Below are 26745 nucleotides of genomic sequence, written 5' to 3'. Positions count from 1 at the left end.
TCGCTTACCTTGCATATCCTAACCCAAGCAGGAGGTTTTTGGTCTCACACAGGGATAAACCAACCACATTGGAATAAGAGCCTATGATCTTTTCAACAAAGGCACCACCTAATCCTTGAATGGCATAGGCACCAGCCTTGCCTTCCCATTCTCGGGATTGGATATAGTCATCAATCTCTTGGGAGGAAAGGCGTTTGAACTTAACGGTGGTATCTATGAGCCGATTATGAGGGGTACCGTCTTTGGCGACAATGCAGAGCCCGCCATAGACATGATGTTTACGTCCAGACAGGAGTTCAAGATAACGTCGGGCTTCATCACGATCAGCTGCTTTGGGCAGGCAGCGTCGTCCCACACCCACAACTGTATCGGCCCCTAAAATAAGATCGCCGGGATGTTCTTGGGCAATAGCCAAGGCTTTCCCTTTGGCCAATCTGGCAGCCAACTGACGCGGAAGTTCATTTTTTAAGGGCATTTCATCAATATGGGCAGGCGCAACCACATCGGGCGTAATGCCGATTTGATCCAACAAATCCACACGACGTGGAGAGGCTGATGCCAGAACGAGAGCCATTGGAAAGGAACTCTCTTTTCAGGCTTATTTGAAACGGAACGTGATACGACCTTTGGTCAGGTCGTAGGGTGTCATCTCTACAGTGACCTTATCACCAGCCAGTACGCGGATACGGTTTTTGCGCATCTTGCCGGATGTATGTGCGAGAATCTCGTGATCATTTTCCAGTTTTACACGAAACATTGCGTTAGGGAGAAGTTCAGTTACGACGCCCTGAAATTCAATCATGTCCTCTTTGGCCACGGATATATCCTTTATCTTAAGTCAAGCTTGTTTGGTGGGGAAAATGCTCGTGAATCCCTTTCAGGTCAAGCATTTTTTGTATTTTTAGCAGGAGGAAAGGAAGGGAGCTTAAAACAGGATGATTTTATGTTTTGAGAAAAACCATAAAAAAGCTGTTGACATGCAAATGAGAATGATTATTAATATCTGTAACGAGTTATTCAAAGGAGCTAAATCATGTCACGTCCTCACAAGCCAAAGCCTTCAGTCGTAAATATGGGTACTCTTGCAATGGGTGGTGGTTGTGTCTTGGCCGCAGCTGTTGCACCGGTTGCCAGTGTAATTCCAGTTGCCATGTGGGCGGCGACAATGCTTGATCGTCCGGCGAAAAAAGGCAAAGGTGAATTTGCCATGCCTGCGAAACGCACGAAAAAGTTCTTCTAAACTACGATCTTATAAAGAATTCTCCATATACCCCCTTAGCACGCCAGCTTCATCTCAGTGCCCTCTATATACCCTCGAAGTTGGCGTGTTTTTTTGTCTGGATTATACATCGCCAATGCGATGACGCGGGAAGGTCTGTTTGATTTTCATCATCAATTGATCACGTACCATGCGATAGGCATCCAGACGTTGGTCCCGGCTTCCTGATGTCAGGCTGGGGTCAAAAGTATTCCACAGGGTGACTTCACAATCCATATAAGCAGCCATTTCCAAGGCATGGTGATGGGCTTCTGGGGACAGGCTGATGATCTGGTCATAAAAACTGTCTTCGAGTTGATCGAAGGTTTTGGGGGTGTGCTGGATGAGGTCAATGCCAATTTCATCCATGACTTCAATGGCGAATCCATCCGTCTCCTGACCCAAACGTACACCGCAGGAATTCACATAAATCCGTCGCCCATGAATGAGGCGCATGATACCTTCGGCCATGGGCGAGCGAATGGCATTCATTGTACAGCAAAATAAAATGGCGGAAGGAAGTTCGCTCACCACAGCCTCACTGGCGAATGTGGAGAACGCAGACAAGCGTAAAGAGGCGTCGTGCTGTATCGTGGTCGATGCGCACTTTTTCTTCCAGTCTTTCGCGCAAGATCACAGACCCTTCATTGTGTAAGCCACGTCGCCCCATATCAATGGCTTCGATTTGGGCAGGGGAGGCGGTCTTAATGGCTTTAAAGTAGCTGTCACAAACCATGAAATAGTCTTTGACAATCTTGCGCACAGGCATCAGGGGAACTTTGATCTGGGTGAAAAAATCCGTTTCCCCTTCCATCGCCACATCCAGAACAAGGCGTTTGCCATCTTCAATGGAAAGATGCACATCATAAGGCCCGGTTTGATCGCCGACAGGGGCGAAATAGTTTTCTTCCAACAGGTCGAAAATCGCAACTTTGCGTTCATGTTCGACTTCGGGCTTCAGGCGGATGCCGTCCAATTCTTCAATATGAATATTGGCAATTTTCTGCAAATGATGCACGGGCTGTTGTCCTTTTGATGTGCAAGGTCATAGGCTGCATAAAAGCATAAAGAAAGAAAATGGGGAAGGCTGAAATCGTACAGCTCAGCGTCATTCCCAACTTGATTGGGAATCTGGCGTGTTTCAAGCACTCTGGATCCCCGTTTTCACGGGGATGACGAGAAGAGTTTAGCGCTCCACATTCAAACGGATGGCGACAGACAGGCCGTGGGCATCCAGTCCTTCTTCTCTTGCCAAGGTCACAGCTGCCGGGCCGATATTATTCAGACTGGGGGCATCACACTGGATCAAGCTGTTGCGCTTCATGAAATTGAGCACACCAAGGCCGGAAGAAAAGCGTGCGCTGCGTGCTGTGGGCAGTACATGGTTTGGACCTGCCACATAGTCGCCAATGGCTTCCGGTGTATAACGCCCCATGAAGACAGCGCCCGCGTTGCGGATTTTACGTTCCAACTCATCCGGGTTATCAATCGCAAGTTCCAGGTGTTCCGGTGCAATGCGGTCACATAAGGTGATGGCTTCATCCCAGTTTTGCACCACGACGAGTGCGCCGTGTTCTTCCCAGCTTTCAGACGCAATATCTGCACGCGGCAGGGTTTCCAGATGGGTTTCAATGGCATCTTCAACCGCGCGGGCATAATTGGCATCATCGGTGATGAGGATGGATTGGGCGGCGGTATCATGTTCTGCTTGGGATAGTAGGTCTGCCGCCATCCAGGCCGGATCGTTTTTATTATCGGCAATGACCAGAATTTCACTGGGGCCAGCAATCATATCAATGCCGACTGTGCCGAACACCTGACGTTTGGCGGCTGCGACAAAGGCATTGCCTGGGCCGACGATAATATCAACGGGTTTGATGGTTTCTGTCCCGTACGCCAAGGCGCCAACAGCTTGTGCGCCACCGATACGGTAAATTTCATCTACACCGGACAGACGGGCCGCTGCCATCACCAAGGGGTTAATCACCCCATCCGGTGTCGGCACGACCATGACCAGACGATCAACGCCAGCCACCTTGGCCGGAATGGCATTCATCAAGACAGATGACGGATAGGCTGCTGTGCCGCCAGGAACATAGAGGCCCGCAGCCTGAACCGCTTTCCAGCGATAGCCCAAACGCACACCTGCATCATCGGTATAATCGAGGTCTTCTGGTAATTGTTTGGCGTGAAATGCCTTGATGCGATCAGAAGCGACCTTAAGGGCTGCCATGGCGTCATCTGAAACCTTGGCGATTTCGCGGTCCATTTCTTCGGCTGTAATGGCAAGCCCATCAATGGCAATGTCCATACGGTCGAATTTGTTGGTATATTCAACAACAGCTTCATCGCCACGGGCACGCACATCGGCAAGGATGTCTTCAACAACCTTATTTACATCCGGGGATTCTTCGCGTTTGGCAGAGAGAAGGGCGCTAAACTGGTCTTCAAAATCAGCTTGTGTGGTTTCAAGACGAAACGTCATTGACGGCCTCGCGGAATTTTTCAATCAGGTCTTTGATTTCTTCTGGGCGTGTTTTCAACGCAGTACGGTTCACCGCCAAACGCGATGTGATCTCGCAAATCTGTTCAACCTCAACCAGCCCATTGGCTTTCAGTGTCGATCCTGTAGAAACCAGATCAACAATGCGCGAACACAGGCCCATGTTTGGGGCCAGTTCCATGGCACCGTTCAGTTTGATACATTCAGCCTGAACACCACGTTGGGCAAAATATTTGCTGGTGATGTTGGGGTATTTTGTTGCCACACGTACGTGGGACCAACGGCTTGGGTCATCGTCTTTGGATAAGTCTTTCGGTTCGGCCACACAAATGCGGCAATAACCGATATCCAGATCCAGCGGGGCATAAATTTCAGGATAATCAAATTCCAGCAGTACATCACCACCACACACACCGATCTGGGCGGCACCAAAAGCAACGAAGGTGGCAACATCAAAACTGCGTACACGGACAATTTCGATATGGTCATGGTTGGTGGCAAATTTCAACGCACGGGATTTGGAATCGAAAAAAGCAGCTTCGGGTTCAATCCCGCAGGCTTTCACCAATGGCATCACTTCGTCAAGGATGCGCCCTTTTGGAAGGGCAATGACCAGTTTTTCTTGCTCAGACACGTTCTTGTGCTCCGGTTTTATTCTGCAGGGGCGCCTTTTTCGCGCTCAATGATCGCCCCACAGGCTGATAATTTTTGTTCCAAGGCTTCATAACCGCGGTCCAAATGATAGACGCGGTTTACTATGGTTTCACCTTCGGCTGCAAGCCCTGCCAAGACCAATGACATGGAGGCACGTAAATCTGTCGCCATAACAGGCGCACCAGACAGCCTTTCAACGCCGCGCACGATGGCAGAACGACCATGGACGTTAATATCTGCGCCCATACGGTTCAGTTCAGGCACATGCATGAAACGGTTTTCAAAAATCGATTCTGTGATCATGGAGGCCCCGTTGGACACGGCCATCATCACCATGAATTGTGCTTGCATATCTGTTGGGAAGGCGGGGAATGGTTCGGTCATCACATCCACACCCTTGATCGGACCGTCTGTCCAGACACGAATGCCGTTTTCAACTTCTTCAAAGTTTACACCGCATTTCGCCATGACTTCGGCAACGGACTCAATCAGCTCCATACGGGTGCCAAGCAGGGTTAAATCACCCTGGGTCACTGCGGCTGCGACAGCGTAAGAACCGGTTTCAATGCGATCTGGCAGAACGGAATATTCCGCACCATGGAGTTTTTCCACCCCTTGAATGCGCAATGTATCGCTGCCGATGCCTTCAATCTGTGCGCCCATGGCGACCAAGCAATTGGCAAGATCGGTAATTTCAGGTTCGCGCGCGGAATTGGATAGTACGGTTTCACCCTTGGCCAGTGTTGCCGCCATCAACAGGTTTTCTGTGGCACCAACGGACACCATAGGGAAGGTGATATGGGCACTCTGCAAGCCTTTGGGGGCCTCGGCCACAATGTAACCTTCTTTCAGTTCAATCTGTGCACCCATTTGTTCCAGTGCAGACAGGTGAATATCCACCGGGCGTGTACCAATAGCGCAACCACCGGGCAGGGAGACTTTACCTTTGCCATAGCGCGCGAGCAATGGACCAAGCACGAGGACAGAAGCACGCATGCGGCGCACCACATCATAAGGGGCAACCGTGCGTCCCACATCATGGGCGGTGAGTTCAAAGACACGACCAATATGCCCGCCATTGGGGTTATGGCCGTTCATGCCGACTTCCACACCCAGTTCTGCCAACAGGTGAGTCATGGTGGTGATATCCACCAGATGGGGCAGGTTGGAAAGGGTCAGTGTTTCTTCAGACAGCAGGCTGGCGGCCATCAGGGGCAGGGCTGCGTTTTTCGCGCCGCCAATGTGAATGGACCCTCGCAGGCTCTGTCCGCCGCGAATGTGGATTCTGTCCATTAATGGTATTCCTTATGTTCAGCAATCTGAGAGATGAAATTTCAAGCAGCCTTTTAAAGCAAAGCTGGCAGAGTCTCAAGCAAAGAAATCGCCTAAGCCTTATCGTCTGTTTTACGGGCTTTGGTCTGGGCTTTGCGACGGCGTAAATTTGCCCTCAGGGCTTCGGCCAAACGGGCTTCCTTGGCCTTTTTTTCATCCTGCTTTTCTGAGGTGATATGTGGTTTCTTGTCACTCATGACCTATAGGTGCCTGATTGGCTGAAAACGGTCAAGTAAAAGTACGATTTTTGTAAAAAAGCACTTGAACGTTTTTATGGCCTATGCGATAAGCCGAGCCCACAAACGCATGTATGCTGATGTAGCTCAGTGGTAGAGCACTCCCTTGGTAAGGGAGAGGTCGGTAGTTCAATCCTACTCATCAGCACCATTATCAAAGCCCTGAGGTTATCCCTTGGGGCTTTGTTTTTACAGGCCATCAACCACTATGACATTTGCCTTTGCGGCCTGGTGGCGGATTTGTTTCCAGGGGGTATAGTCGTCAGAATTATACCATTTTTGAAAAGCCTCACGGTTTGGCCATTCATGAATGACAACTGTTTTTGGGGTCCAGTCGCCTTCAATGACATCAAAATTACCACCAGCAACCAGAAAACGTCCACCAAATGGTTCAAGTGTTTTTTGATGTCCATCGACGTATTTTTGAAAAAGAGCCGGATCAAGAATTTCAACATCGACGATAGAATATACTTTTGCAGCAGGCATTGCTGGAACTCCCTGTATAGATTGAGAAGGCCCTCGGGAGGGCCTAGTCATACCGCAAATAATATAGAGTTTTGCCTAAAGCTTGAAAACAAGATATGGTTGGGTGTTTTCAATGCAAAAAGGGTGAGCTTGATGCGGTTCTTGGTTGCGGGATTATTTGTTTTTCTGTCTTTTTCAGTTTTAAAAGCAGAAGCGGCGACGCTGGATGATGTGCTGGAACGCGGCCATGTGACTTGTGGGGTGGATGAACAGCATTTTGGTTTTGCTTTTTTAAATGAATTGGGAACCTGGCAAGGGTTTGAAGTGGATTTTTGCCGTGCCTTGGCTGTCACGATTTTCAATGATCCAAGCAAGGCGCAGTTTATTCCCCTTAATGCCCAAACACGTTTTACAGCCTTGCAACGCAGGCAGATTGATATTTTGTTGCGTTCCACCACCTGGACTTTCACTCGTGATAGCTCTTATGGCATTGATTACCCCGGTGTGACATTTTATGATCAACTGGGAATTCTCGCCCATAAATCTATTGGTGTTTCCTCTCTTGATGAGGTGAAACAGGGCTCGCTGTGTGTTGCGGCGGGCACGACAACATTGGAAACGGTACGTGAATATGGCGAAGTCAGTGGCAAGGATATCACCATTAAAATGTTTAATTCTCGCGAAGGATTAAACAACTTTTTCTTTTCAGGCCAGTGTGATCTCTATGCCGCCGACCAGTCGGCTTTAACCGCGATTGTGGCAACCAGTGCTCCCAACCCTAAAGATTATGTATTTCTCAAGACATCCTTGTCCAAAGAGCCGTTGGGGCCTGTGGTACGTGATGATGACGGTGAATGGTATGATATCGTCAAATGGCTGGTTTATGGCCTGATTGAGGCTGAAGAGCGTGGCATTACAAAAGCCAACGTGGAAGATATGCAAAAGAAAAATAGCCAGGTTGTACGTTTTATGCTGGGGGTGGATGAAGGCATTGGCAAGCCGTTGCGCCTGCGTGAAAGCTGGTTACTTGATACCATCAAGACATTGGGGAATTATGGAGAGTTCTTTGAACGCAATCTTGGTCAGGGCAGCAGTTTGAAAATGGAACGCGGCCTTAATGCCTTGTGGAAAGATGGCGGCATGATGTATGCCATGCCAATCCGTTAGGGCCAGGACCTATTTTTAGCGCCGCCAAACTCAGTAAATTAATAGCTCCTGACCCTGAGTCGGAGAACGGCCATCCTCGCGAATGCGGGGATCTCTTGAATGATGGATGGAGGTTCCCACTTTTGTGGGAACGACTTGAATTACTTAAACGCATCCCAAAGATAACGAATAATCTTGTAAGCTTCGCGCTGGGTAAGTGCGCTGCTTTCTTCGAAAGAGGGCATGTCGGTGTGGATGTTTTGCCCACCTTCACGGATGGTCCACATCAGATATTCATCTGAAATAATCTGTTCGCCCATGGCAAGGCGTAAGTCCGCAGGTGGCGGTGAAAGCCGGATACCCTCTTTTCCATTTCCTGACCCATCCGTTCCATGACAGGGTGCGCAATATTTGAGATAGAGGGCCTCACCCGTTTCTTCATGCTCATGCGCTTTACTTTGCAGGGGGCTACAGAGTAAAGCGCTTAAAAGACAGAAAAGAGCGGTTTTCTTAGCCATGGCAATGTTTGAATTTTTTGCCAGAGCCACACGGGCAGGGGGCATTACGTGAGACTTTGCCCCATGTGCTGGGATCGTTGGGATCAATGTGATCAGCCGGCTTGTTGCTGCGCGGTGTGGCAGAACCATATTCCGGCGTGTCATCTTGTTGACCTGCCATTGCTGGGTCTGTACGGCTTTCAGACATGACCTGATCATCATGCTGGTTGTAAGCTTCCAACTCTTCTTCGGCAGAACCGACTTGCAGTTCCACATGGGCCAGAAGAGTAATGACACGATCACGCAGGATGGAGATCATTTCTTCAAACAGGTTGAACGCTTCAGCTTTATATTCGTTCAGCGGATCACGCTGGGCATAGGCACGCAGGCCAATGCCTTGGCGCAGATGGTCCAGTGCCAGCAGGTGTTCTTTCCAGATGGTGTCGAGCAGTTGCAGCAGAACGGATTTTTCAACAGAACGCCAGACTTCTTCCCCATAATTGGCAACCTTGGCGGCCATTTTACGGTCAACTTCGTCAATGATGCGTTTGCGAATTTCTTCATCGGCCACGCCTTCTTCTTTCGCCCAATCCTGTAATGGCAGGTCAAGGTTAAAGACGCGTAAGACTTCTTCATGTAAACTATCGGTATCCCATTGTTCTGCGTACGCTTTTTCCGGGATACATTTATCAACGATGGTGTCGATCACTTCATAGCGCATGTCGGAAATGGTCTCAGACACATCATCTGTGGACATCATTTCACGGCGCTGTTCAAAGATCACCTTACGCTGGTCATTCATCACATCGTCAAATTTCAGCAGCTGCTTACGCATATCAAAGTTACGCGCTTCCACTTTCTGCTGGGCTTTTTCCAGGGCTTTATTGATCCAAGGGTGAACGATGGCTTCGCCTTCTTCAAGACCCAGCTTGGTCAACATGCTGTCCATACGTTCTGAGCCAAAGATGCGCATCAGGTCATCTTCAAGTGACAGGTAGAATTTAGACGCACCCACATCACCCTGACGACCAGAACGGCCACGCAGCTGGTTATCAATACGGCGGCTTTCGTGACGTTCTGTACCCAGAACATAAAGACCACCCGCATCCAGTGCGACTTGCTTGTCAGTTGCGATTTCTTCACGGATTTTTTCGATTTGATCATCAGTCGGGTTTTCACCCAGTTCCGTGCTGACCCGCATGTCCAAGTTACCACCCAGCTGAATATCCGTCCCACGGCCTGCCATGTTGGTAGCGATCGTGACCGCACCCGGTACACCAGCCTGAGCAACAATATAGGCTTCGCGCTCATGCTGTTTGGCGTTGAGGACTTCGTGCTTGATTTTTTTCTTTTTCAGCGCACGGGCCAGTTCTTCGGATTGTTCAATCGAAACCGTACCGACAAGGATTGGTTGTTTGCGTTTCACACAATCTTCAATTTGTTGGACGATGGCGTTAATCTTTTCGCCACGTGTGCGATAGACTTCATCATCGAAATCTTTCCGCGAGATCACGCGGTTGGTCGGCATGTCGACCACTTCCAGCTTGTAAATCTCGGCAAATTCGCCTGCCTCGGTCATGGCTGTACCGGTCATGCCGGACAGTTTCGGATAAAGGCGGAAATAATTCTGGAAGGTCACAGACGCCAGTGTCTGATTTTCCTGTTGAACTGTTACGTTTTCTTTGGCTTCCAGTGCCTGGTGCAGACCATCGGAATAACGACGCCCATCCATAACACGGCCAGTGAATTCATCAACGATCATGACTTTGCCATCTTTCACCAGATAATCCACCCCGTTGGTGAAGATGTGGTGCGCACGAAGGGCAGAGTTTACATGGTGCAGCAAGGACACATTACCCAGATCATAGAGGCCACCGCTTTCCAGCAGGCCGGCTTGGCGCAGCAGTTCTTCGGCTGTTTCCACACCTTTTTCAGACAAGGCGACGGATTTAACCTTTTCGTCCTTTTCATAATCATCTTCACTCAGATGCGGGATAATGCTGTCCACCGCACCATACAGTTCGGAACTGTCATCAGAGGGGCCGGAAATAATCAGCGGTGTCCGCGCTTCGTCAATCAAAATGGAGTCGACTTCATCGACGATGGCGAAGTTGAACGGGCGCTGAACCATGGTTTCCAGCGTGAATTTCATATTATCACGCAGATAGTCAAAGCCCAGTTCGTTGTTGGTGGCATAGGTAATGTCACAGGCGTAGGCTTCCTGGCGCTGCACATCATCCATGGAATTGAGGATGCAGGATGTGCTCATGCCCAGGAAGTTATAAACCTTGCCCATCCAGTCGCTGTCACGTTTGGCGAGATAGTCGTTGACGGTGACCACATGCACACCTTTGCCTTCAAGGGCGTTGAGGTAAGCGGCCAGTGTGGCAACCAGTGTTTTACCTTCACCCGTTGCCATTTCAGCGATCTGGCCGCGATGAAGCACAATACCACCAAGCAGCTGCACATCATAATGGCGCAGGCCAATGGCGCGCTTGGCGGCTTCGCGTACAGTGGCGAAGGCATCGACCAGAACGTCATCAAGGGTTTCACCATCAGCTACACGTGTGCGCAGCCAGTCTGTGCGCGCACGCAGATCGTCATCGCTTAAAGGTTCAAGTTCGCTTTCAAGTGCGTTGATGCCATCAACGTATTTTTGCAGACCTTTAATATAGCGTTCGTTAGCAGTGCCGAAAAGCTTACGGGCAATAGCGCCAAACATGGAAATCCCCTGAGTAAAAAGATAGTTGTGGATCGTATAAAAATTACGAACCGGACAGAGATAGAATGGTTCGGCCCGTCTGTCAATTACACATACCTGTTACAATCGGGTTACTGATAAAATCTGGACGTCTGAAAATAGATGTGCATTATGCTTTTAAACGATTTTTCATAACACCTGTTTTAGGGATCATTTCTATGTTGAAAACAACATTCCGTGGTTTGGCATTGGCTGGCGCACTGGCACTTTCACTTCCGGCTTTGGCTGATGACCATCAAAAAGACCGTGTGGTTGCCACTGTGAACGGGGCGAACATCTTTTATTCAGAGCTGATCGAAGCGCAAAAAGCTATGGGTGGTCAGGCTCAGGCCATGCCGCTTGAAATGATCCAAAGCATGCTGATCAATTCCATTGCTGATCGTAAACTGGTGGCTGCTGCTGCGCGTATGAACGGCGTGCATAAAACAGAAGATTTCAAAAAGCGCATGATGAGCATCGAAGAACATGTACTCCAGCGTGAACATCTGACCAAATTTGCCGAAGCCAAGATGACGGATAAGGCTGTTAAGGCGGAATATGATAAAATGGTCAAAGACTTCACCCCGCAAATGGAAGTCCATGCCCGTCACATTTTGGTTGAGAAAAAAGAAGAAGCCGATGCGGTGATCAAAGAGCTTAAAGGCGGTGCAGACTTTGTTGAGCTGGCAAAGACGAAATCCACAGGCCCGTCTGGCCCCAATGGTGGTGATCTTGGGTTCTTTGGCAAAGGCATGATGGTGCCGGAATTTGAAGCAGCAGCCTTTTCTCTGAAAAAAGGGGAATTCACCAAAGAAGCGGTGAAAACCCAGTTTGGCTTCCACGTGATCAAGGTTGAAGAGACACGTCAGTCCAAAGCACCGAGCCTGGAAGAGTCTGAAGAGCAGATCAAGGGTAAAATTGCCAATGAAGCTGTGAAGACTTATGTGGATAGCTTGCGCAAAAAAGCGGAAATCAAGCTGTTTGATGCAGACGGTAAAGAAATTAAACAAGACAAATAAAGTGTAGTGTAAGGCGTCATCTGTGCATTTGATGTGCGGATGACGTTTTTTTTATGGTGTAGAACAATGACAGACATTTCCCCATTGGCTCCTGAAAAATTCCCCGATGTTGCCCCGGTTGAGGGGGTGCATTTTGCAACGCGCGGCGTTGGTGTGAAATATGAAGGCCGCACAGATTTGATGGTCGCCACCCTTGATGATGGTAGCAATATCGCAGGTGTTTTTACCAAGTCGCTGACTTGTTCTGCCCCTGTGGATGCCTGTCGGGTTGCCTTACAAGAAGGGAAGGGTAAGGGGCGTCTGATTATTGTGAATTCCGGCAATGCCAATGCCTTTACCGGGAAAAAGGGATCGGCCTCGGTTGAACGGATTGTTGCCGCAGCAGCCAAATCTTTTGACTGTGGTGAACACGAAATTTTCACCGCTTCCACCGGGGTGATTGGCGAAGAACTACCGGATGCGAAAATTACCGGTGCTCTTGAGGAGATGAAGGCGGAATTGGGCCAAGCTTCTTTTGAAGATGTGGCCAAAGCCATCATGACGACCGATACCTACCCGAAAGGGGCGTCCAAAAGCGTCAAGATTGGCGATGTCGACGTGACGATTTCAGGTGTGGCGAAAGGTTCTGGCATGATTGCGCCGGATATGGCGACGATGTTGTCTTTTGTCTTTACCGATGCAGCTATTGCCCCGGATGTGCTGCAAGGGCTGTTAAAAGAAACGACCGATAAATCCTTTAACGCCATTACGGTGGATAGTGATACTTCAACCAGTGATACGGTTTTATTGGCCGCAACAGGCAAGGCGGGGCATGGGGAAATCACCAGCCTGAACGATCCTCTATTAAAGGAATTCAAGCAAGCGTTTGAGGAGGTCATGATTGATCTCGCCCAGCAGATCGTGCGCGATGGGGAAGGGGCAAGCAAGTTTGTTTCCATTACAGTGGACGGGGCTGAAACCGATGGAGCAGCCAAGCGCATTGCTATGGCAATTGCCAATTCCCCATTGGTGAAAACGGCCATTGCCGGGGAAGATGCCAACTGGGGCCGTATTGTTATGGCCGTGGGCAAGGCTGGTGAAAAGGCAGATCGCGACAAGTTGGAAATTTCCATCGGTGGGGTGTTGATTGCCGGTGAGGGCGAGGCCGTTGAAGGGTATGACGAAGGCCCGGTTGCCGCCCATATGAAGGGTGATAATATTGATGTGCGGGTCAATGTCGGGATTGCTTCCGGTCAGGCCACGGTTTGGACCTGTGATTTGACCCATGGCTATATCACGATTAATGCGGATTATCGCTCATGATGGATGGGGATGAAATGGGATGCTACGGCCAGCAGGTAACGAAATCTGGCCTTAAAACTGTTTATGTGTCTGCTGTTGCCATGGTCGATATGGATGGGCGTGTGTTGATGGCACAACGCCCGGAAGGTAAATCTATGGCGGGCTTATGGGAATTCCCCGGTGGCAAGGTGGAAGAAGGCGAAACCCCGGAAGCCACCCTGGTGCGAGAACTTCATGAAGAACTCGGCATTGATATTACGGAAAGCTGCTTGGCCCCTTTTACCTTTGCCTCACATTCCTATGATGACTTTCACCTGTTTATGCCACTGTATCTTTGCCGCGTATGGAAAGGAGAGCCCCATGGCAAGGAAGGTCAAAAGCTGAAATGGGTCTATCCGCATAAGATGAGTGAATTGCCTATGCCGGGGGCAGATGTCCCCTTGATCGCAATGTTGCGTGATTTCTTGTCGTAATGCCTTGTCTGGAATGAGACGTCAGGGTTGATGGATAATCAATAAAATTTTATGAAAATTTAAAACTGCCCTTTCGAGGTGTATTTGTTTCGTGGTAAAGTGCTCTTAAATAATAAGAGCCTGACCCGAAAGTATTTGTTGCTTTTCATCAACTTACTCAAGGGCAAAAGTTAGGAAACATGTGCAAAGCGATGCGGGGCATCGGTTAAACGTGTTGACACGACAGTTGCCCTTGAGACGTTGACCCGAAGGGTAGCCTTATGTTCGCCCATCAGGGCGTCAAGATTTGCTTATGATGCCTCCAGCATCACCGCACAAATCTTTTCTACTGACGAACAAACATAAGGCTATGAAAAGAAACAAATACTTTCGGGGCAGGCTCTAAGAAACACATGTAACTTTGCCGCGAATTGAGTAATGCTGACAAAAAACGATACACTTGATATTACCCATGATGCAGATGCGCAGGAGCTGCTCACCCATTGGTACGGTTTGGGGGAGACGCAAAAAAAGGCGCTTCTGGCGATGGTGCAGGAGCTGCAACAGCTTTCTGAACTTTCTGAATCCAGCATTCAGGGCATGACGGCTAAGTTTCTTGAAATGGCAAGTCTGGCAGAAAACCAATCGCGTCGCATGGATGAATTTGCCCATGCCTCTTCTAAAATTACCATTGATGACGAAGAAATTTCCATTGCAGATGCGTTTGCCACGTTGGAACAGAATCTTTCCATTGTTGTGGAAAAGATCCTTCAATTGTCCCAACATGGGATACAGATGTCCTATACGCTACAGGATTTGGGTACTTATGTGGATGAAGTCCATGCGTTGATGAGTGAAATTCAAGGCGTGACCAAGCAGACAAATTTTTTAGCGATCAATGCCAAAATTGAGGCCCAACGGGCCGGGGCGGCAGGCAAAGGTTTTAATGTAGTGGCAAATGAGGTTCGCCTGCTTTCCCAATCTATCGACAAGATTTCGACCAACATCAATGCCAAGATGAACCAGATTTTTGACAGTGTGACGAAAAGCCAGTCTTCCATGGAGGCACTGACCACTATGGATATGTCGGAAAACCTGATGGTTAAAGATCGCTTGGAGCAGATTTCCCATGGACTGCTTGAAAAGAACAGAAGTACGGAACGTTTGTTGAATGTGTCGGCGCAGGAAACCCACCAATTTGCGGAAAATATCAACCAGGTCATTACAGATATGCAGTTTCAGGACCGTGCAACCCAATCCATGACCGGGGTTTTAGCGGCAATGGATGTGATGGTGCGTTTGATCAATGAATATCAGCAAGAATGTCATCATGCCCTGAAAGGTATGGTGAATGGGCAGGAAGGTGTCGAAATGGTCGGGAAAATTGCCGATAGCCTGAATATTGGCCCCCGTCGCAAAGGTTTTGTCGAAGCTGCTTATCAGGGGCGTTACGAGGACTATGTGGCGGACGTCAATGCTGCTGAAACCCAAAGCGAACAGGGCAATGAAGAAGAGGTCGAACTGTTTTGAGAATTAACTTCTTGCATTGAGAAACGTAAAAGAGTACATCTGCGCCCTTCCTTGAGCCGCAAGATGCTTGGCTTGGGATTAACCTGCTCCTTGAACTTATATATACGGTGATGTCATGGCTGTTCGTTCTGCCAATATCAATGTGATGGCGAAAGCTGTTGAAGCTGCTGGTCGCGGTCTGGTTCGCGATTTCGGTGAATTGGAAAACCTCCAGGTTTCTAAAAAAGGTCCGGCTGATTTTGTTAGTACCGCTGACACCCGTACAGAAAAAATTCTGATCAAGGAACTGACCAAGGCACGTCCGGAAATTGGTTTCCTGCTGGAAGAGGGCGGGGAGATCAAAGGCGAAGATGAAACCAAACGCTGGATCATCGACCCGCTGGATGGCACAACAAACTTCCTTCACGGTATTCCGCATTTCGCCATTTCCATTGCGTTGGAAGAGCGCGGCGAAATTATAGCCGGCATGGTTTATAACCCGATCACAGATGAGAACTTCTGGGCAGAAAAAGGCCAGGGTGCCTTTTTGAATGGTCGTCGCCTGCGTGTGGCGGGACGACGCAATATGGAAGATGCCGTCTATGCTACAGGTATTCCGTTTCGTGGTCGCGGCGATCATGGCCGTTTCCTAAACGAGTTGGAAGCCATCATGAAGGTGTCAGCCGGTGTGCGCCGTTTTGGGGCGGCTTCTCTGGATTTGGCTTTCGTTGCAGCGGGGCGTTATGACGGTTTTTGGGAAACAGGCTTGGCTGCATGGGATATTGCAGCGGGTATTTTGTTGGTGAAAGAAGCGGGTGGTTTTGTTTCTGAATTTGATGCCCGTCAGAAGATGCTGCAATCCGGTGACGTTGTTTGCGGGAATGAATTCCAACATAACCTGTTGTTAAAAGTGTTCCGCGATGCGCGCAAACGCGCCTAAGTCCTTTTCAAATTGAAGAGAAAAGACCCTGATCATTGTGATTGAGGGTCTTTTTTTTGTCTTCATGGTTGTTTGAAAGGCAAAGCTTGGTTATCTTGTTTGCTAATTGAATCTACAGGTAATGGGAGCACCCCTGTTTTTAGGGGGAATTGTTTAATGGGAAAGATGTTTGCTTTTCGTAAAGTTCTTCTAAGCACATCACTGGCTGTGGGCCTGATTTGCACCGCATCTGCACAGGCACAAATGACGATGACATATGACAATAATGTTGTGGTCGATCTTAGTGTGCTAAATGACAACGGTTTCAATCAGACACGTCCTGTTGTTTCTACACCGTTTTCTCAGGCGAAAATGCCACCAGCAGCCATGCCGCGTTCTATGTTGCATGGTATTCCTCAAGGGATACGTCCCGCTCAGGGGCAATTGGCGCGTCAGACTGTAGCCCCGACAGGTCAGCCGCAATCTCGCATTGTTTTGCGCCAGCCAACGGCTCAGAAACCTGTTCAAAAACCAATGCTGCCCAGCCAGAAAAGTCAGTCCATTGTGCTGACAAAACCGGCACCTGCGCCCAAGCCTGTTGTGAAAAAAGTTGAAGTTGCCAAGGCTGAACCAAAGCCTATGGTCAAGCCTGCGCCCCAGGTGCAGCCTGAACCTGTTGCCACAGAAATGCCCGCTCCGGCTCCTGCGCCAGCCCCAGCTCCTGTAAAAACGGTTGAGGTGGTGAAGGAAGCTCCTGTTGCGCCTAAGGAAATGGTAAAAAAGGTTGAAGCCCCAGCTCCGGCCCCGCAGCCTGCTGCTGTTGCCCCGGCTCCGGCATCGTCGGTTCCAGCACCTGAGGCTGTGATGGCTGCAGCACCTCCACCGCCACCGGTAACGGCGATTGAACCGAAAAAAGTTGCGTCGAAGATGGCAACGACTGAGAAAAAGAGCAAGCCAACAGCAACGGCTGCCCTGCCTTCAAAGTCAGAAGCTTCCATTCGTATTGCCTTTGATGGTGGGCAAAGCAAAATGCCAGCCAGTGCGCAGAAAAACCTGAATGAACTGGCAAGCACATTGAATAACAATCCGGATAACCGTGTTCAGCTTCTGGCGTATGCGGGTGGGGAAGACCTGTCTGCGAGCAAGGCGCGTCGCTTGTCCCTGTCTCGTGCTTTGGCAGTACGTTCTTATCTGATTAACAAAGGTGTGCGCAGTACACGCATTGATGTACGTGCGTTGGGTAACAAGACCACACAAGAACCGTTTGATCGTGTGGATGTTCAAATTGCGCCACGTTAAGCCTAATCAAATATAGCAAACTTCAAGTAATTTTGATTAAAAATTACGATGATGTATTTGTGTAAAGTCAAAGAATTCTAGCTTAATCAATTGATGTAGCTATATAACAGGTCAGGAGCCGACAGATGACCCGCCCCCAACGATATCTTATTCGGATGATATTCTTTCTCGTTGCAGTGGGCGCAGCGGCCTTTCTGCTTTATGGGCAGCTGCAAGAAGCCTTTTTTGCCAATCCGGCATTGAATGGCTTGATTCTGGGTGTTTTGCTGATTGGCATCATGAACAGCTTTCGTCAGGTCTTGATGCTCAATCCTGAAGTGCGCTGGATCGAAGAATTTAAATCAGACCGTCCGACGGCGAGTTCAAGTGCCCAGCCTCATTTGCTGGCCCCGATGGCAACCATGCTGGGGGAACGTGAGGGCGGTCAGTTTACCTTATCAGCCCTTTCGACGCGTTCTTTGCTTGATGGGATTGCCACCCGTTTGGAAGAACAGCGCGACCTGTCACGTTATAATATCGGCCTGTTGATTTTCCTTGGCCTGCTGGGGACATTTTGGGGTTTGTTAAGTACGGTTGGGTCTGTTGGTGATGTCATCAGTAATTTGACCATTGGCACAGGCGGGGATTTGGGCGCTGTCTTTAATGATTTGAAACGCGGGTTGGAAGCTCCGATTGAAGGGATGGGCACGGCCTTTAGTTCTTCCCTATTTGGTTTGGCAGGATCGCTGGTGCTTGGCTTCCTTGATCTGCAAATGGGGCAGTCGCAAAATCGTTTTTACACAGACCTTGAAGACTGGCTGGCAAGTCAGACGCGCTTATCCAGCGGGGCACTTTCTGATGCGGGCGGTGATCAGTCTGTTCCTGCCTATGTGCAGGCATTGTTGGAACAAACGGCTGATAGCCTGGAAAAATTGCAACGCACCATGACCAAGGGGGAAGAAAACAAGGCCGCAGCCAATGCCCAGTTCATGGAACTGACTTCCAAGCTTGGCACGCTCAGTGATACCATGCGCACTGAACAGGCCCTGATGGCGAAGCTGGCGGAAGGTCAATTGGCGCAAAAAGCCTTGTTGGACAAAATGGTCAATGGGACCAGTGGTACAGGCGGTGGTCTGGATGATACCAGTAAGAGCCATCTGCGCAATATTGATATTTATACCCAGCGGCTGGTGGAAGATATGTCAGCCGGACGTGAAGAAATGATTTCTCAGGTGCGCCAGGAAATCCGCCTGTTGGCTCGTACCATCGCAGCCAAGGATACATAATATGGCGCTGGGGCGACGCAGACGAATTCAACAGGATAATATCTGGCCGGGCTTTGTTGATGCTTTGGCAACCTTGTTGATGGTCATTATCTTTTTGCTGATGATCTTTGTCCTTGCCCAGATTTTCCTCAGTGAGACCCTGTCTGGGCGTGAAAATACACTGGAAAAGCTTAGCACTGATATGGGAGAGCTGAGCGAGCTGTTGAATCTGGAACGTAAGGCCAATAAAGACCTGCGTGCCAATATGGCCAGCCTGTCATCTGAATTACAGGCATCGGTGAAGATGCGTGATGAATTCACTGTGAAGGTCAAATCCCTGCAAGAAGATAATGCTCGCATAACAACCCAGCTGGAAGATGCTTTCCAGATTATTGAGGCCGATAAAGAAACCATCGAATTGAAATTGGCGGAAATTGCCAAGTTGCAACAAGATGCAGCGGCCCTTGAAGCTTTGCGCGATGAATTGACCAAACAGGTCAAGGAACAGGCCGCCAAGCTTGAGAGAAAAGATGGTGAGATTGTTGAAGAACGCAAACTGGCTGACAGCGCACAAGCCCAGCAAGCTTTGATGAACAAGCAATTGGCAAGCCTGCGCGAACAGTTAGCTGCCATTCAGGAAGCCCTGCAAGCCTCAGAAACCTTGAATAAAAATCAGAAAGCACAAATCCGTTCCTTGGGGAAACGGTTGAATGCAGCCCTTGCGACCAAGGTGCAGGAATTATCAAAATATCGTTCAGAGTTTTTTGGGGAGCTGCGCCAGCTTTTGGGTAATCAGTCAGGCATTCGCATTGTGGGCGATCGTTTTGTGTTCCAGTCCGAAGTGCTGTTTAATTCAGGTGAAGCCACGCTGGAACCTGCCGGACAGTTCCAGCTTCAGCAATTGGCAAGGACTTTAAAAGATATTGCGTCCCGCATTCCGGGCAAGATCGACTGGATTTTACGTGTGGATGGACATACGGATAATATTCCGATTGCAACCAGCAAGTTCCCCTCTAACTGGGAGCTGTCTACGCAACGTGCCATTTCTGTGGTGAAAGAACTGATTAAGCAGGGGATACCGGCAAATCGGTTAGCGGCAACAGGCTTTGGGGAATTTCAGCCACTAGATGATCGCGCCGATGAAATTGCCCGACGTCGTAACCGCCGGATTGAGTTGAAGCTGACGCAACGTTAACTTTATAAGCTTTCTAAATTAGCATTGCCCTTATTCAGCCAAATTTGTTATGCATAAGGCCCCATTCGGATAAAAGAAGTTTCTAATAAGAGGGACGCCCCAACATGTTTGTTTTATTTCTTGTCGTGTTTATCGACCTTGTTGGTTTTGGCATTGTCATTCCTCTATTGCCGTTTTTTGGTGAACATTTTCAGGCAAGCCCTGATGTGGTGACTTTGTTGCTGGCGACCTATTCCATCACGCAGTTGATTTCAGCCCCTATTCTTGGGCGCTTAAGTGATCGCTATGGTCGCCGTCCTGTATTGCTGTTGTCTTTGTTGGGCTCCATCGTGAGCTACGTCTGGCTTGGTTTTGCTGAAAGCCTGATGATGTTGTTTATTGCGCGTGCCTTTAATGGCTTTATGGCGGGGAATATCGCCACAGCCTTTGCCTATATTACCGATATTACCACCCCTGAAAACCGGGCAAAGGGCATGGGGGTGATTGGTGCAGCCTTTGGGCTTGGCTTTATTATGGGGCCTGCCATTGGTGGGATCTTGGCCGGTAGTGATCCAGCTAATGCAAACTTCCAGCTTCCGGCTTTGTGTGCAGCTGTTTTGTCAGCTATTGCTTTTGTGATTGCTTTGGTAAAGTTGAAAGAATCCCTTTCTGATGAAATTCGTGAAAAAATTGCGGCTTTAGGCCCACGCAATCATTGGAAATCTTTCTTTGAAACCCTGACGCGCCCGCGCTTGGGTTTGCTGGTCATGCTGTCTTTTGGTTGTATTTTTGTTTTTGCCGGAATGGAAACCACCTTTGCCATGTGGACACGACGCGAATTTAATTGGGGGCCGGAACAAAATGGCTATCTTTTTGCCTTTCTTGGGGTGATCAGTGCTGTTATCCAAGGGGGCTTGATTGGGCGCTTGTCCAAGAAATTTGGTGAAGGCAAGCTGGTGGTCTTTGGGACGTTGTGTCTTGGGCTTGGTTTAGGCTTGATCCCATTTTGTGAAACAACGGTGATGTTGGCCGGGGCCACCATGATTTTGGCGATTGGTTTTGCCTTATCAACGCCGTCTCTCAATAGTCTGATCTCATTGGAGGCTGCAGAAACCGAACGGGGCGCGGTGATGGGGGCAACGCGATCTGCGGTCACTTTGGCTCGTGTGCTCGGCCCTATTTCAGCGGGTGTTCTGTTTGCCCAAATGGGGCGCGATATGCCTTACTTTGCGGGTATGGGGATTATGCTGGTGATCACAGTGATTGCTTTTGCCAAGCTGGGATCAAGCCGTGCCCCAAAGGCTGTGGAAGCCACAGAGTAAATTAAAAAGCGCGGCGGACTTCGCCAACGACCTTACCATTGCGGTTGAGCAGCGGTGTTGCATAAAGATGGGCGATACCAGCTTTGTCAAAGTCATCTTTACTGAAAATTTTCAGGTCTTCCAACACAGCTGTCAGGATATGTTCTGCCCCACGAAAGGCCCCGTCATCACATTTGACGGCAATCCCGATATCACGTTTGGGGATAAAAGCTGTAAAGACACCTTCTGCTCCGACTTTGGCAAAAACCTGACTGGGGAAGGCTTCCATAAGGCTGGTGTCATAACGGTCTTTACCTGCGACCATATAAGGGTAGGTGAAGATGGCTTTATTGAGACGTGTGACGGCTTTGGCACGTTCTGGCGTGAAATATGTTACCGGATCACTATATTTTGCAAAACCAAGAGCAAGGTTTTTAAGGGGGATGGCCCATGTGGGGATATCACAACCATCAATGCCGACAGGGGCATTGCTCAGGTCCGTTTCACAAACCTCTTCCAGAGCTTTCTTGATAGCTTGTTGCAAAGGGTGGTCTATCTGCGTGTAACCCCTGGGGGTGACTTTCATATGTTTCAGGTAGGCCAGAAAGCCGGAATGTTTGCCCGAACAGTTATTGTGCAAGGGATTGGGTGTTTCCCCTTCCATCGCCAAGGCCCGCCCAGCCTCTTCATTCATCGGCCAGTGTGACCCGCATTGCAAAAGCTCTTTTGTAAGCCCCATTTTGTTGAGCATGGACTGTGCCACCCCGGTATGGGCAACCTCACCACCGTGGGAGGCACAGGCGAGGGCAAGTTCTTCATCGCTAAAGCCAAAGGCGTCAGCAGCCCCGCTTTCCATCATGGCAAGGGCCTGAATGGCCTTGATGCTGGAGCGAGGGAAAACAGGCTGGTCAATGTCACCTTGGGACAGCAGGATATCACCTGCACCGTTTGAGACACAAAATGCGCCGCTATGGCGGCTTTCAACCGTATCACCACGGGTGACTTCGACCAGAACCGGGTTCATGATAAAGAGACTTTCAGCTCGTCATTAAGCAATTCAAGCAGGTTGACGTCGGCACGTGTGCCCATCCATGCGCCTTCTTTATAGGCATAATGGCTTGCCCCGCTTTTAGGGGACGCCAGCCAGATTTCTTTATTGGGAGCGTTTTTGTTGATGATATAGACACCACCGGCATCAAATTCGATATTGAGAATCCCGTCTTGCAGGTCGACATCGGCTTCATCGCCAATGGCTTCATCCAGCCCGTCAAAGAGCATTTCCAGCAGTTCATCTGCCAGTTTATGGTATTGGCTTTCGTCCAGTGACATGGTAAATCCCCATAAAGCTTACGATTTAGGCACGATATAGCAACCATGCCTGTCTGTCACAAGCTGATTTGCATAAAAATGCAAAGAATGCCTTGCACAGTTTTAACATTGTGGTTATATAGGCGCCTCGTTTTCCCGACAACCTTGCCCTGCTTGGCATGGCAACAAAATTGAGACGAAAAATGCAAAAAGATATTCATCCTGATTACCACACAATTACAGTTCAAATGACTGACGGTTCTACTTTCGAAACTCGCTCTACTTGGGGCAAAGAAGGTGACGTTATGAAACTGGACATCGACCCGAAATCTCACCCGGCCTGGACTGGTGTACACCGTCTGCTCGACTCCGGGGGCCAGCTGGCGAAATTCAACAAGCGTTTCTCTGGCTTCGGCATCAAATAAGGCGCGCGCAACTTATCCTGCGACCCTCTTTTGTCGGGAACGCCGCGACACTGTCGTCAGTGTACGCAAAATTAAAAAAGCGATGGATCAATTGGTCCATCGCTTTTTGTTTTTTGTTGAAGATTGGGAGAAACTTGCGCAAAATCATAAGGTAAGGTGCTTAAATAGAGATAACAAACCGAGAAATAACCGTGATTGATCGTAAGCTCGTCCATAAGGAAAACCTATCTTATGAGGAAATGCAGCAGTTAGCTGCCCATCCGGATGTACGTGTGCGCTGTCAATTGGCTGAACGCCGGGACCTGCGCCCGGAAATTCTTTATTTTTTGGCGGAAGATAAGGAAATTGAGGTTCGTCGTTGTATCGCTGTGAACCCGACGACTCCGCGTCAGGCTGATTTGTTGTTGGCACGCGATTGTGAAGAAAAGGTTCGTGTTGGCCTGACGGAAAAGATTGCCAAGCTGGCACCGGATATTTCCGATGCTGAACGTGATAAGATTAAGTCTTTAACCTATGATGCCCTGATGGTGCTTTCACGTGATCAGGCCACATTGGTCCGCCAGATTCTCTCGGAAACTTTAAAAGATGTTGCTGATGCACCAAAGGGACTGATCAAGCAACTGGCAAAAGATATTGAACTGGTTGTGGCCGGTCCGGTTTTGCAGTTTTCCCCGGTTTTAAGTGATGAAGACCTTCTGGAAATTATTTCGTCTTCCTATGCCGATGGGGCGTTAAGTGCGATTTCCAAGCGTAATTTTGTATCCGAAGCGATCTCTGATGCGGTGATTGCAACAAATGAGGTAACGGCCATCGGGGACCTGCTGGGTAATGACAGTGCCCAAATCCGTGAAGATGCGCTGGACCTGTTGGCTGATCGGGCAAAGGATGTGGCTGCCTGGCATGCTCCTTTGGTCCATCGTCCGCAATTAAGTGCCAATGCGGCAAAGCGGATGGCCTATTATTTGGCTGATAACCTGTTGGCTGTATTGGAAAAACGTAAAGATTTACCCGAAGACGTGATTGACATGATCAAAGGGGAAGTCAAAAAACGTATTGATGATGAGGAACAGCTGGGTTTAGAGGCTGAGGAACAAAAAGTTGATCCCTTTGATGAAGTGATGAAGCTTCACGTATCTGGTCAATTAAATGAAGATAAAGTCATGGACTGGATGGATGAAGGGCAGTGGGATTATGTGTCTTCGGCCTTAGCCGTTATGGCAGAAGTCAGCCGCCATTCCGTGAAAAAAATTGTCACCGCCCAAAGTGCAAAGGGGATCATGTCATTGGTGTGGAAAGCCGGACTGGAGGCAACACTGGCGGAAAGCTTGCAATTTAAATTGGCTAAAATACCGATTAAGAATATTCGAAAGGCCACACCGGATGGGGAGTTTTCCCTGACAGAAGATGAAATGAACTGGCATCTGGAACTGTTTAGCGACGGTTATTAAAAAAGATCAAAAGGCCCCCTTGCGCTGAAATATGGACCTGCCTAATTCTCATTTGTAAGCAATGAGAAATGGATGCCGCCAAGCGGGTCTTACAACCCTTATTGACTTACGCAATGAACCGGCCTTGCTCATGAAGAGAAGGTTTTTATTTTAACCATGTTGCTCAATGGAGAATATGGACATGCGTACTTTTGATTTATCCCCCTTATTGCGTTCTTCTGTTGGTTTTGACCGTATGCAGCGTGCACTGGAAACAGCATCGCGTCTGGATAATGCAGCGAATGCCTATCCGCCTTATGATATTGAAGTCTCTGGTGAAGATTCCTATCGTATTTCATTGGCTGTTGCAGGCTTTCGTGAAGAAGATATTGAAATTACAGCCAATGAGAACAGCTTGTTGATTGAGGCATCCGCCCAGAAGCAGGAAGGGGAACTGAAAGAATATCTCCATCGTGGGATTGCCCGACGTGCCTTTGAACGCCGCTTTGAACTGGCAGATCATGTTAAGGTCGTTGGGGCCAGTCTTGAAAATGGCTTGTTGAATGTGGATTTGGTGCGTGAATTACCCCAAAGCCTGAAACCGCGAAAAATTGAAATTTCAACTTCACATGCGAAAACACTGGAAGCCCAAGATGCGGCCTAAACGCCGTATCAATTAATATCCGCTGGATTCACATGGTCAAACGTTTTCAGCACAGCGATTTAAAAATGATGTGAAAACAATCAACTAACTAAATTTTTAAGGGGCTGAAGTAGCTAAGAACTGAAAGAGGTTCTATAATGGCTACGATGTACACTCGAAAAAGTCGCCTGACATCACGTCAGCAAAGCAAGCTTATTGAGCATTTTGTCGCCGGCAGCACTGCCCGAGCGACTGCTGAGATTGTTGGCGTGCATCATAGGCGGTGTTTTCATCTGCATAGAGAACCGTTCCCGGCTCAACCATTTTTGAGACGATATCAGATACATCAGATTGGTTTTCGTATCGAATGACAAATTAGGCAGGGGTCTGATGTACTGGAGCGTGCTCGGCAAAAAGTAAGTGAATGGGAAAATTCTATTGAACCGCAACCTCTATACGTTGCTGCTTGGAAAAGCATTCTTTCGCTCAGTGATGATGAAATTGCTAGGATCATCACACGACCAACAGAGGAAATGGAGAGATGGCGCTGTAGCACACCTTTTCTCTCCGATAACTTGACCGATCCAGAATGGCGCTTGCGTCTTTTACGCAAACTACGAAAGCTAAAAAAGTATGGTTATGGAAAATGAAGACGACCCATTTCCCACTTTCATTGAGTGGAATGGTGAAAACGATCAAGTTTTTGATGATCTGTCAATCTCGTCTGCGGATGAATATATACACGCTCTTGCCGAACTTAAAAAAGTATGGGGAGCACAAAAGGATACACCAGAAGGGCGCAAGTTAAATGCTCTTGTAAATCTAATTGTCGCATACGAGGAAGAAAACTACCCGATTGAGCCTTTAGACGATACTGTCAGGCTCGACCTTCTCCTGAATAATCGGTAACAGCGTCTCTGTCTTTGCATTGGGAATGATTGCCGTATAGACCTTGCCACTCCGCTTTAAAAGGCCAAACACAGCCACTTTGCCGCCAGCACCACGACCTCGTTTTCCTTTACGGACACCGCCAAAATAACTTTCATCAGCTTCAATCTCGCCTTGCAAACGATAGCTCGGCAACTTGCTGGCAATCAATTGGCGAAGCCGCATGAAGAAGCGGATCGATGTGTTCGCTTGGATACCTACAATTTCAGCAGTCGCACGAGCCGTGCTGCCTGCGACAAAATGCTCAATCAACTTGCTTTGCTGACGTAAAGTCAGACGACTTTTTCGGATGTACATCGTAGCCATTATAGAACCTCTTTCAGTCCTTAGCTACTTCAGCCCCAAATAAAATTGGAACTAGACGCTCTCTTTACCGCTATAACTCAGAATCAAGCAATTAGTGACCAGTGCCAAGTTATTATCCTCTCACCATTGGCAAAACCTGAAAGAATGATGAAAGCGGGGTTTTCAGCAAGAAAACCATCATACTTCCGAATGCTGGCTTCAATGTTCGGTTTTTACACATACGCCGCCTTGGGTTTTTATAGCTGGTTGAATATAAAGCGATGGCAAACCGAATGGTTTATTGACGTAGGCACTCTTCGGAGAAAGAACTCACTCATAACACATTGAAATAAAAAAGAAAAACCTTAGGTGTGTTTGCTACATAATACCGCTTATCTAGGTTTTGCTCAGAGCATATAAGATCAATTACTTCTGGAGCTGGTTTTTTGCATTCACGAGGGAGTGTCTTTACTTTCCCTATTGGAAAGTCGGGGTTCCAATGACCAATACTTTTGCCTTTCGGGTGTCTGGCATCTCCAGGCTCTCGACAGTAACCATGTCAATGGGTGTTGGGTAAGGCTTTTTAGAGAAGCCTATGGTCCATCAGGTCGAAAAGCCAATGGGTGCCTGTTTATTCTACCGGAAATGCAAAAAAGGCGAGACAAAACGCCTCGACAGAA

28 protein-coding genes, 1 tRNA gene and 2 pseudogenes are annotated in these 26745 nt (G+C 48.7%); 17 read left to right on the top strand and 14 right to left on the bottom strand.

Features of this window, described 5'->3' with window-relative positions; genetic code table 11:
- Positions 1-4: 4 nt before the first annotated feature.
- Positions 5-574, bottom strand: a complete 570-nt coding sequence (locus tag E4K71_RS11055) for a nucleoside triphosphate pyrophosphatase (protein WP_135079529.1) — start codon at positions 572-574, stop codon at positions 5-7.
- A 24-nt stretch (positions 575-598) separates the two neighbouring features.
- Positions 599-817, bottom strand: a complete 219-nt coding sequence (infA, locus tag E4K71_RS11050; RefSeq protein WP_135079527.1) for a translation initiation factor IF-1 — start codon at positions 815-817, stop codon at positions 599-601.
- 216 nt (positions 818-1033) lie between these two features.
- Between infA and E4K71_RS11045 the strand changes: the two genes are divergently transcribed.
- Positions 1034-1240, top strand: coding sequence for a hypothetical protein (locus tag E4K71_RS11045; protein WP_135079525.1), 207 nt, complete (start codon positions 1034-1036; stop codon positions 1238-1240).
- Between the two features lie 102 nt (positions 1241-1342).
- Here E4K71_RS11045 and E4K71_RS11040 read toward each other — a convergent pair whose 3' ends face one another.
- The 6 genes from E4K71_RS11040 to E4K71_RS18260 all read right to left on the bottom strand — a co-directional run bounded on the left by E4K71_RS11040 (position 1343) and on the right by E4K71_RS18260 (position 5944).
- Positions 1343-1792 (bottom strand): low molecular weight phosphatase family protein, encoded by a 450-nt coding sequence (locus tag E4K71_RS11040; protein WP_135082049.1) that lies wholly within the window; start codon positions 1790-1792, stop codon positions 1343-1345.
- Between the two features lie 4 nt (positions 1793-1796).
- The gene (locus E4K71_RS11035; protein WP_135079523.1) at positions 1797-2276 is read right to left on the bottom strand and encodes a UPF0262 family protein; all 480 of its coding nucleotides are present in this window, start codon (positions 2274-2276) and stop codon (positions 1797-1799) included.
- 168 nt (positions 2277-2444) lie between these two features.
- Positions 2445-3743, bottom strand: coding sequence for a histidinol dehydrogenase (hisD, locus tag E4K71_RS11030; RefSeq protein WP_135079521.1), 1299 nt, complete (start codon positions 3741-3743; stop codon positions 2445-2447).
- Positions 3727-4395: an ATP phosphoribosyltransferase gene (gene hisG, locus E4K71_RS11025; protein WP_135079519.1), complete on the bottom strand. Its 669-nt coding sequence runs from the start codon at positions 4393-4395 to the stop codon at positions 3727-3729. The genes hisD and hisG overlap by 17 nt, the downstream gene beginning before the upstream one ends.
- A gap of 17 nt (positions 4396-4412) precedes the next feature.
- Entirely contained in the window at positions 4413-5708 is a 1296-nt protein-coding gene (gene murA, locus E4K71_RS11020) for a UDP-N-acetylglucosamine 1-carboxyvinyltransferase (RefSeq protein ID WP_135079517.1), read from the bottom strand.
- Between the two features lie 92 nt (positions 5709-5800).
- Positions 5801-5944: a hypothetical protein gene (locus E4K71_RS18260; RefSeq protein ID WP_167730471.1), complete on the bottom strand. Its 144-nt coding sequence runs from the start codon at positions 5942-5944 to the stop codon at positions 5801-5803.
- A 115-nt stretch (positions 5945-6059) separates the two neighbouring features.
- On the opposite strand from E4K71_RS18260, the gene E4K71_RS11015 reads away from it, so the two are divergent.
- A tRNA-Thr gene (locus E4K71_RS11015) sits at positions 6060-6134 on the top strand.
- 38 nt (positions 6135-6172) lie between these two features.
- On the opposite strand, the gene E4K71_RS11010 is transcribed toward E4K71_RS11015, so the two are convergent.
- Entirely contained in the window at positions 6173-6469 is a 297-nt protein-coding gene (locus tag E4K71_RS11010) for a DUF1330 domain-containing protein (RefSeq protein ID WP_167730469.1), read from the bottom strand.
- 132 nt (positions 6470-6601) lie between these two features.
- On the opposite strand from E4K71_RS11010, the gene E4K71_RS11005 reads away from it, so the two are divergent.
- The gene (locus E4K71_RS11005; RefSeq protein ID WP_167730466.1) at positions 6602-7615 is read left to right on the top strand and encodes an amino acid ABC transporter substrate-binding protein; all 1014 of its coding nucleotides are present in this window, start codon (positions 6602-6604) and stop codon (positions 7613-7615) included.
- Positions 7616-7755: 140 nt separating this feature from the next.
- Here E4K71_RS11005 and E4K71_RS11000 read toward each other — a convergent pair whose 3' ends face one another.
- Both E4K71_RS11000 and secA read right to left on the bottom strand, forming a co-directional pair.
- Positions 7756-8112 (bottom strand): cytochrome c, encoded by a 357-nt coding sequence (locus E4K71_RS11000; protein ID WP_167730464.1) that lies wholly within the window; start codon positions 8110-8112, stop codon positions 7756-7758.
- Positions 8105-10813 carry a preprotein translocase subunit SecA gene (secA, locus tag E4K71_RS10995; RefSeq protein WP_135079509.1) on the bottom strand — a complete coding sequence of 903 codons (2709 nt, stop codon included), beginning with the start codon at positions 10811-10813 and terminating at the stop codon, positions 8105-8107. The genes E4K71_RS11000 and secA overlap by 8 nt, the downstream gene beginning before the upstream one ends.
- A 197-nt stretch (positions 10814-11010) precedes the next feature.
- On the opposite strand from secA, the gene E4K71_RS10990 reads away from it, so the two are divergent.
- The 9 genes from E4K71_RS10990 to E4K71_RS10950 all read left to right on the top strand — a co-directional run bounded on the left by E4K71_RS10990 (position 11011) and on the right by E4K71_RS10950 (position 21050).
- Entirely contained in the window at positions 11011-11850 is an 840-nt protein-coding gene (locus E4K71_RS10990) for a peptidylprolyl isomerase (RefSeq protein WP_167730462.1), read from the top strand.
- A gap of 66 nt (positions 11851-11916) precedes the next feature.
- Positions 11917-13152: a bifunctional glutamate N-acetyltransferase/amino-acid acetyltransferase ArgJ gene (gene argJ, locus E4K71_RS10985; protein WP_135079505.1), complete on the top strand. Its 1236-nt coding sequence runs from the start codon at positions 11917-11919 to the stop codon at positions 13150-13152.
- Positions 13149-13604 (top strand): 8-oxo-dGTP diphosphatase MutT, encoded by a 456-nt coding sequence (mutT, locus tag E4K71_RS10980; protein WP_240796795.1) that lies wholly within the window; start codon positions 13149-13151, stop codon positions 13602-13604. The genes argJ and mutT overlap by 4 nt, the downstream gene beginning before the upstream one ends.
- Positions 13605-14021: 417 nt before the next feature.
- A complete protein-coding gene (locus E4K71_RS10975; protein ID WP_135079503.1) occupies positions 14022-15113 on the top strand; it encodes a methyl-accepting chemotaxis protein in 1092 nt (363 codons plus the stop codon).
- 115 nt (positions 15114-15228) lie between these two features.
- A complete protein-coding gene (locus E4K71_RS10970; RefSeq protein ID WP_135079501.1) occupies positions 15229-16032 on the top strand; it encodes an inositol monophosphatase family protein in 804 nt (267 codons plus the stop codon).
- A gap of 156 nt (positions 16033-16188) precedes the next feature.
- Complete coding sequence (locus E4K71_RS10965; protein ID WP_135079499.1) at positions 16189-17310, top strand: OmpA family protein; 1122 nt, start codon at positions 16189-16191, stop codon at positions 17308-17310.
- A gap of 125 nt (positions 17311-17435) precedes the next feature.
- The gene (locus tag E4K71_RS10960) at positions 17436-18575 is read left to right on the top strand and encodes a flagellar motor protein MotA (protein ID WP_135079498.1); all 1140 of its coding nucleotides are present in this window, start codon (positions 17436-17438) and stop codon (positions 18573-18575) included.
- A 1-nt stretch (position 18576) separates the two neighbouring features.
- Positions 18577-19749: a peptidoglycan -binding protein gene (locus E4K71_RS10955; RefSeq protein WP_135079496.1), complete on the top strand. Its 1173-nt coding sequence runs from the start codon at positions 18577-18579 to the stop codon at positions 19747-19749.
- Between the two features lie 104 nt (positions 19750-19853).
- Positions 19854-21050 (top strand): MFS transporter, encoded by a 1197-nt coding sequence (locus E4K71_RS10950; protein WP_135079494.1) that lies wholly within the window; start codon positions 19854-19856, stop codon positions 21048-21050.
- Position 21051: 1 nt separating this feature from the next.
- On the opposite strand, the gene E4K71_RS10945 is transcribed toward E4K71_RS10950, so the two are convergent.
- Both E4K71_RS10945 and cyaY read right to left on the bottom strand, forming a co-directional pair.
- Positions 21052-22053, bottom strand: a complete 1002-nt coding sequence (locus E4K71_RS10945; RefSeq protein WP_206201899.1) for an asparaginase — start codon at positions 22051-22053, stop codon at positions 21052-21054.
- The gene (cyaY, locus tag E4K71_RS10940) at positions 22050-22358 is read right to left on the bottom strand and encodes an iron donor protein CyaY (protein ID WP_135079490.1); all 309 of its coding nucleotides are present in this window, start codon (positions 22356-22358) and stop codon (positions 22050-22052) included. Before cyaY ends, E4K71_RS10945 begins: the two co-directional genes overlap by 4 nt.
- A 182-nt stretch (positions 22359-22540) precedes the next feature.
- On the opposite strand from cyaY, the gene rpmE reads away from it, so the two are divergent.
- From rpmE to E4K71_RS10915, 5 genes and pseudogenes are all read left to right on the top strand, one after another.
- A complete protein-coding gene (rpmE, locus tag E4K71_RS10935; protein WP_135079488.1) occupies positions 22541-22762 on the top strand; it encodes a 50S ribosomal protein L31 in 222 nt (73 codons plus the stop codon).
- 191 nt (positions 22763-22953) lie between these two features.
- Complete coding sequence (locus E4K71_RS10930; RefSeq protein WP_135079486.1) at positions 22954-24210, top strand: DUF2336 domain-containing protein; 1257 nt, start codon at positions 22954-22956, stop codon at positions 24208-24210.
- Positions 24211-24391: 181 nt separating this feature from the next.
- Positions 24392-24853 (top strand): Hsp20 family protein, encoded by a 462-nt coding sequence (locus E4K71_RS10925; protein WP_135079484.1) that lies wholly within the window; start codon positions 24392-24394, stop codon positions 24851-24853.
- A 146-nt stretch (positions 24854-24999) separates the two neighbouring features.
- Positions 25000-25107: pseudogene (locus E4K71_RS18460) on the top strand (IS1595 family transposase); the annotation flags it as partial.
- A gap of 364 nt (positions 25108-25471) precedes the next feature.
- Complete coding sequence (locus E4K71_RS10915) at positions 25472-25741, top strand: hypothetical protein (protein ID WP_135079482.1); 270 nt, start codon at positions 25472-25474, stop codon at positions 25739-25741.
- On the opposite strand, the pseudogene E4K71_RS10910 reads toward E4K71_RS10915, so the two are convergent.
- Positions 25700-26071, bottom strand: a pseudogene (locus tag E4K71_RS10910) (IS1595 family transposase); the annotation flags it as partial. The gene E4K71_RS10915 and the pseudogene E4K71_RS10910 sit on opposite strands and share 42 nt — an antisense overlap.
- Positions 26072-26745: the final 674 nt, after the last annotated feature.

The organism is Terasakiella sp. SH-1 (assembly GCF_004564135.1).
Taxonomy (GTDB): domain Bacteria; phylum Pseudomonadota; class Alphaproteobacteria; order Rhodospirillales; family Terasakiellaceae; genus Terasakiella.
The sequence above is the reverse complement of the archived record's forward strand: the minus strand, read 5'-3'. Positions and strand labels throughout refer to the sequence as shown.

Coding starts and splice junctions, on each gene's coding strand:
- argJ (WP_135079505.1), top strand. CDS start 11,917: ATGACAGACATTTCCCCATTGGCTCCTGAAAAATTCCCCGATGTTGCC.
- E4K71_RS10965 (WP_135079499.1), top strand. CDS start 16,189: ATGGGAAAGATGTTTGCTTTTCGTAAAGTTCTTCTAAGCACATCACTG.
- murA (WP_135079517.1), bottom strand. CDS start 5,708: ATGGACAGAATCCACATTCGCGGCGGACAGAGCCTGCGAGGGTCCATT.
- E4K71_RS10950 (WP_135079494.1), top strand. CDS start 19,854: ATGTTTGTTTTATTTCTTGTCGTGTTTATCGACCTTGTTGGTTTTGGC.
- E4K71_RS11055 (WP_135079529.1), bottom strand. CDS start 574: ATGGCTCTCGTTCTGGCATCAGCCTCTCCACGTCGTGTGGATTTGTTG.
- hisD (WP_135079521.1), bottom strand. CDS start 3,743: ATGACGTTTCGTCTTGAAACCACACAAGCTGATTTTGAAGACCAGTTT.
- E4K71_RS10960 (WP_135079498.1), top strand. CDS start 17,436: ATGACCCGCCCCCAACGATATCTTATTCGGATGATATTCTTTCTCGTT.
- E4K71_RS11010 (WP_167730469.1), bottom strand. CDS start 6,469: ATGCCTGCTGCAAAAGTATATTCTATCGTCGATGTTGAAATTCTTGAT.
- E4K71_RS10925 (WP_135079484.1), top strand. CDS start 24,392: ATGCGTACTTTTGATTTATCCCCCTTATTGCGTTCTTCTGTTGGTTTT.
- E4K71_RS10955 (WP_135079496.1), top strand. CDS start 18,577: ATGGCGCTGGGGCGACGCAGACGAATTCAACAGGATAATATCTGGCCG.
- rpmE (WP_135079488.1), top strand. CDS start 22,541: ATGCAAAAAGATATTCATCCTGATTACCACACAATTACAGTTCAAATG.
- E4K71_RS11045 (WP_135079525.1), top strand. CDS start 1,034: ATGTCACGTCCTCACAAGCCAAAGCCTTCAGTCGTAAATATGGGTACT.
- mutT (WP_240796795.1), top strand. CDS start 13,149: ATGATGGATGGGGATGAAATGGGATGCTACGGCCAGCAGGTAACGAAA.
- secA (WP_135079509.1), bottom strand. CDS start 10,813: ATGTTTGGCGCTATTGCCCGTAAGCTTTTCGGCACTGCTAACGAACGC.
- E4K71_RS10970 (WP_135079501.1), top strand. CDS start 15,229: ATGGCTGTTCGTTCTGCCAATATCAATGTGATGGCGAAAGCTGTTGAA.
- cyaY (WP_135079490.1), bottom strand. CDS start 22,358: ATGTCACTGGACGAAAGCCAATACCATAAACTGGCAGATGAACTGCTG.
- E4K71_RS11005 (WP_167730466.1), top strand. CDS start 6,602: ATGCGGTTCTTGGTTGCGGGATTATTTGTTTTTCTGTCTTTTTCAGTT.
- E4K71_RS10975 (WP_135079503.1), top strand. CDS start 14,022: ATGCTGACAAAAAACGATACACTTGATATTACCCATGATGCAGATGCG.
- E4K71_RS10945 (WP_206201899.1), bottom strand. CDS start 22,053: ATGAACCCGGTTCTGGTCGAAGTCACCCGTGGTGATACGGTTGAAAGC.
- E4K71_RS11000 (WP_167730464.1), bottom strand. CDS start 8,112: ATGGCTAAGAAAACCGCTCTTTTCTGTCTTTTAAGCGCTTTACTCTGT.
- E4K71_RS10990 (WP_167730462.1), top strand. CDS start 11,011: ATGTTGAAAACAACATTCCGTGGTTTGGCATTGGCTGGCGCACTGGCA.
- E4K71_RS18260 (WP_167730471.1), bottom strand. CDS start 5,944: ATGAGTGACAAGAAACCACATATCACCTCAGAAAAGCAGGATGAAAAA.
- E4K71_RS10915 (WP_135079482.1), top strand. CDS start 25,472: ATGGAAAATGAAGACGACCCATTTCCCACTTTCATTGAGTGGAATGGT.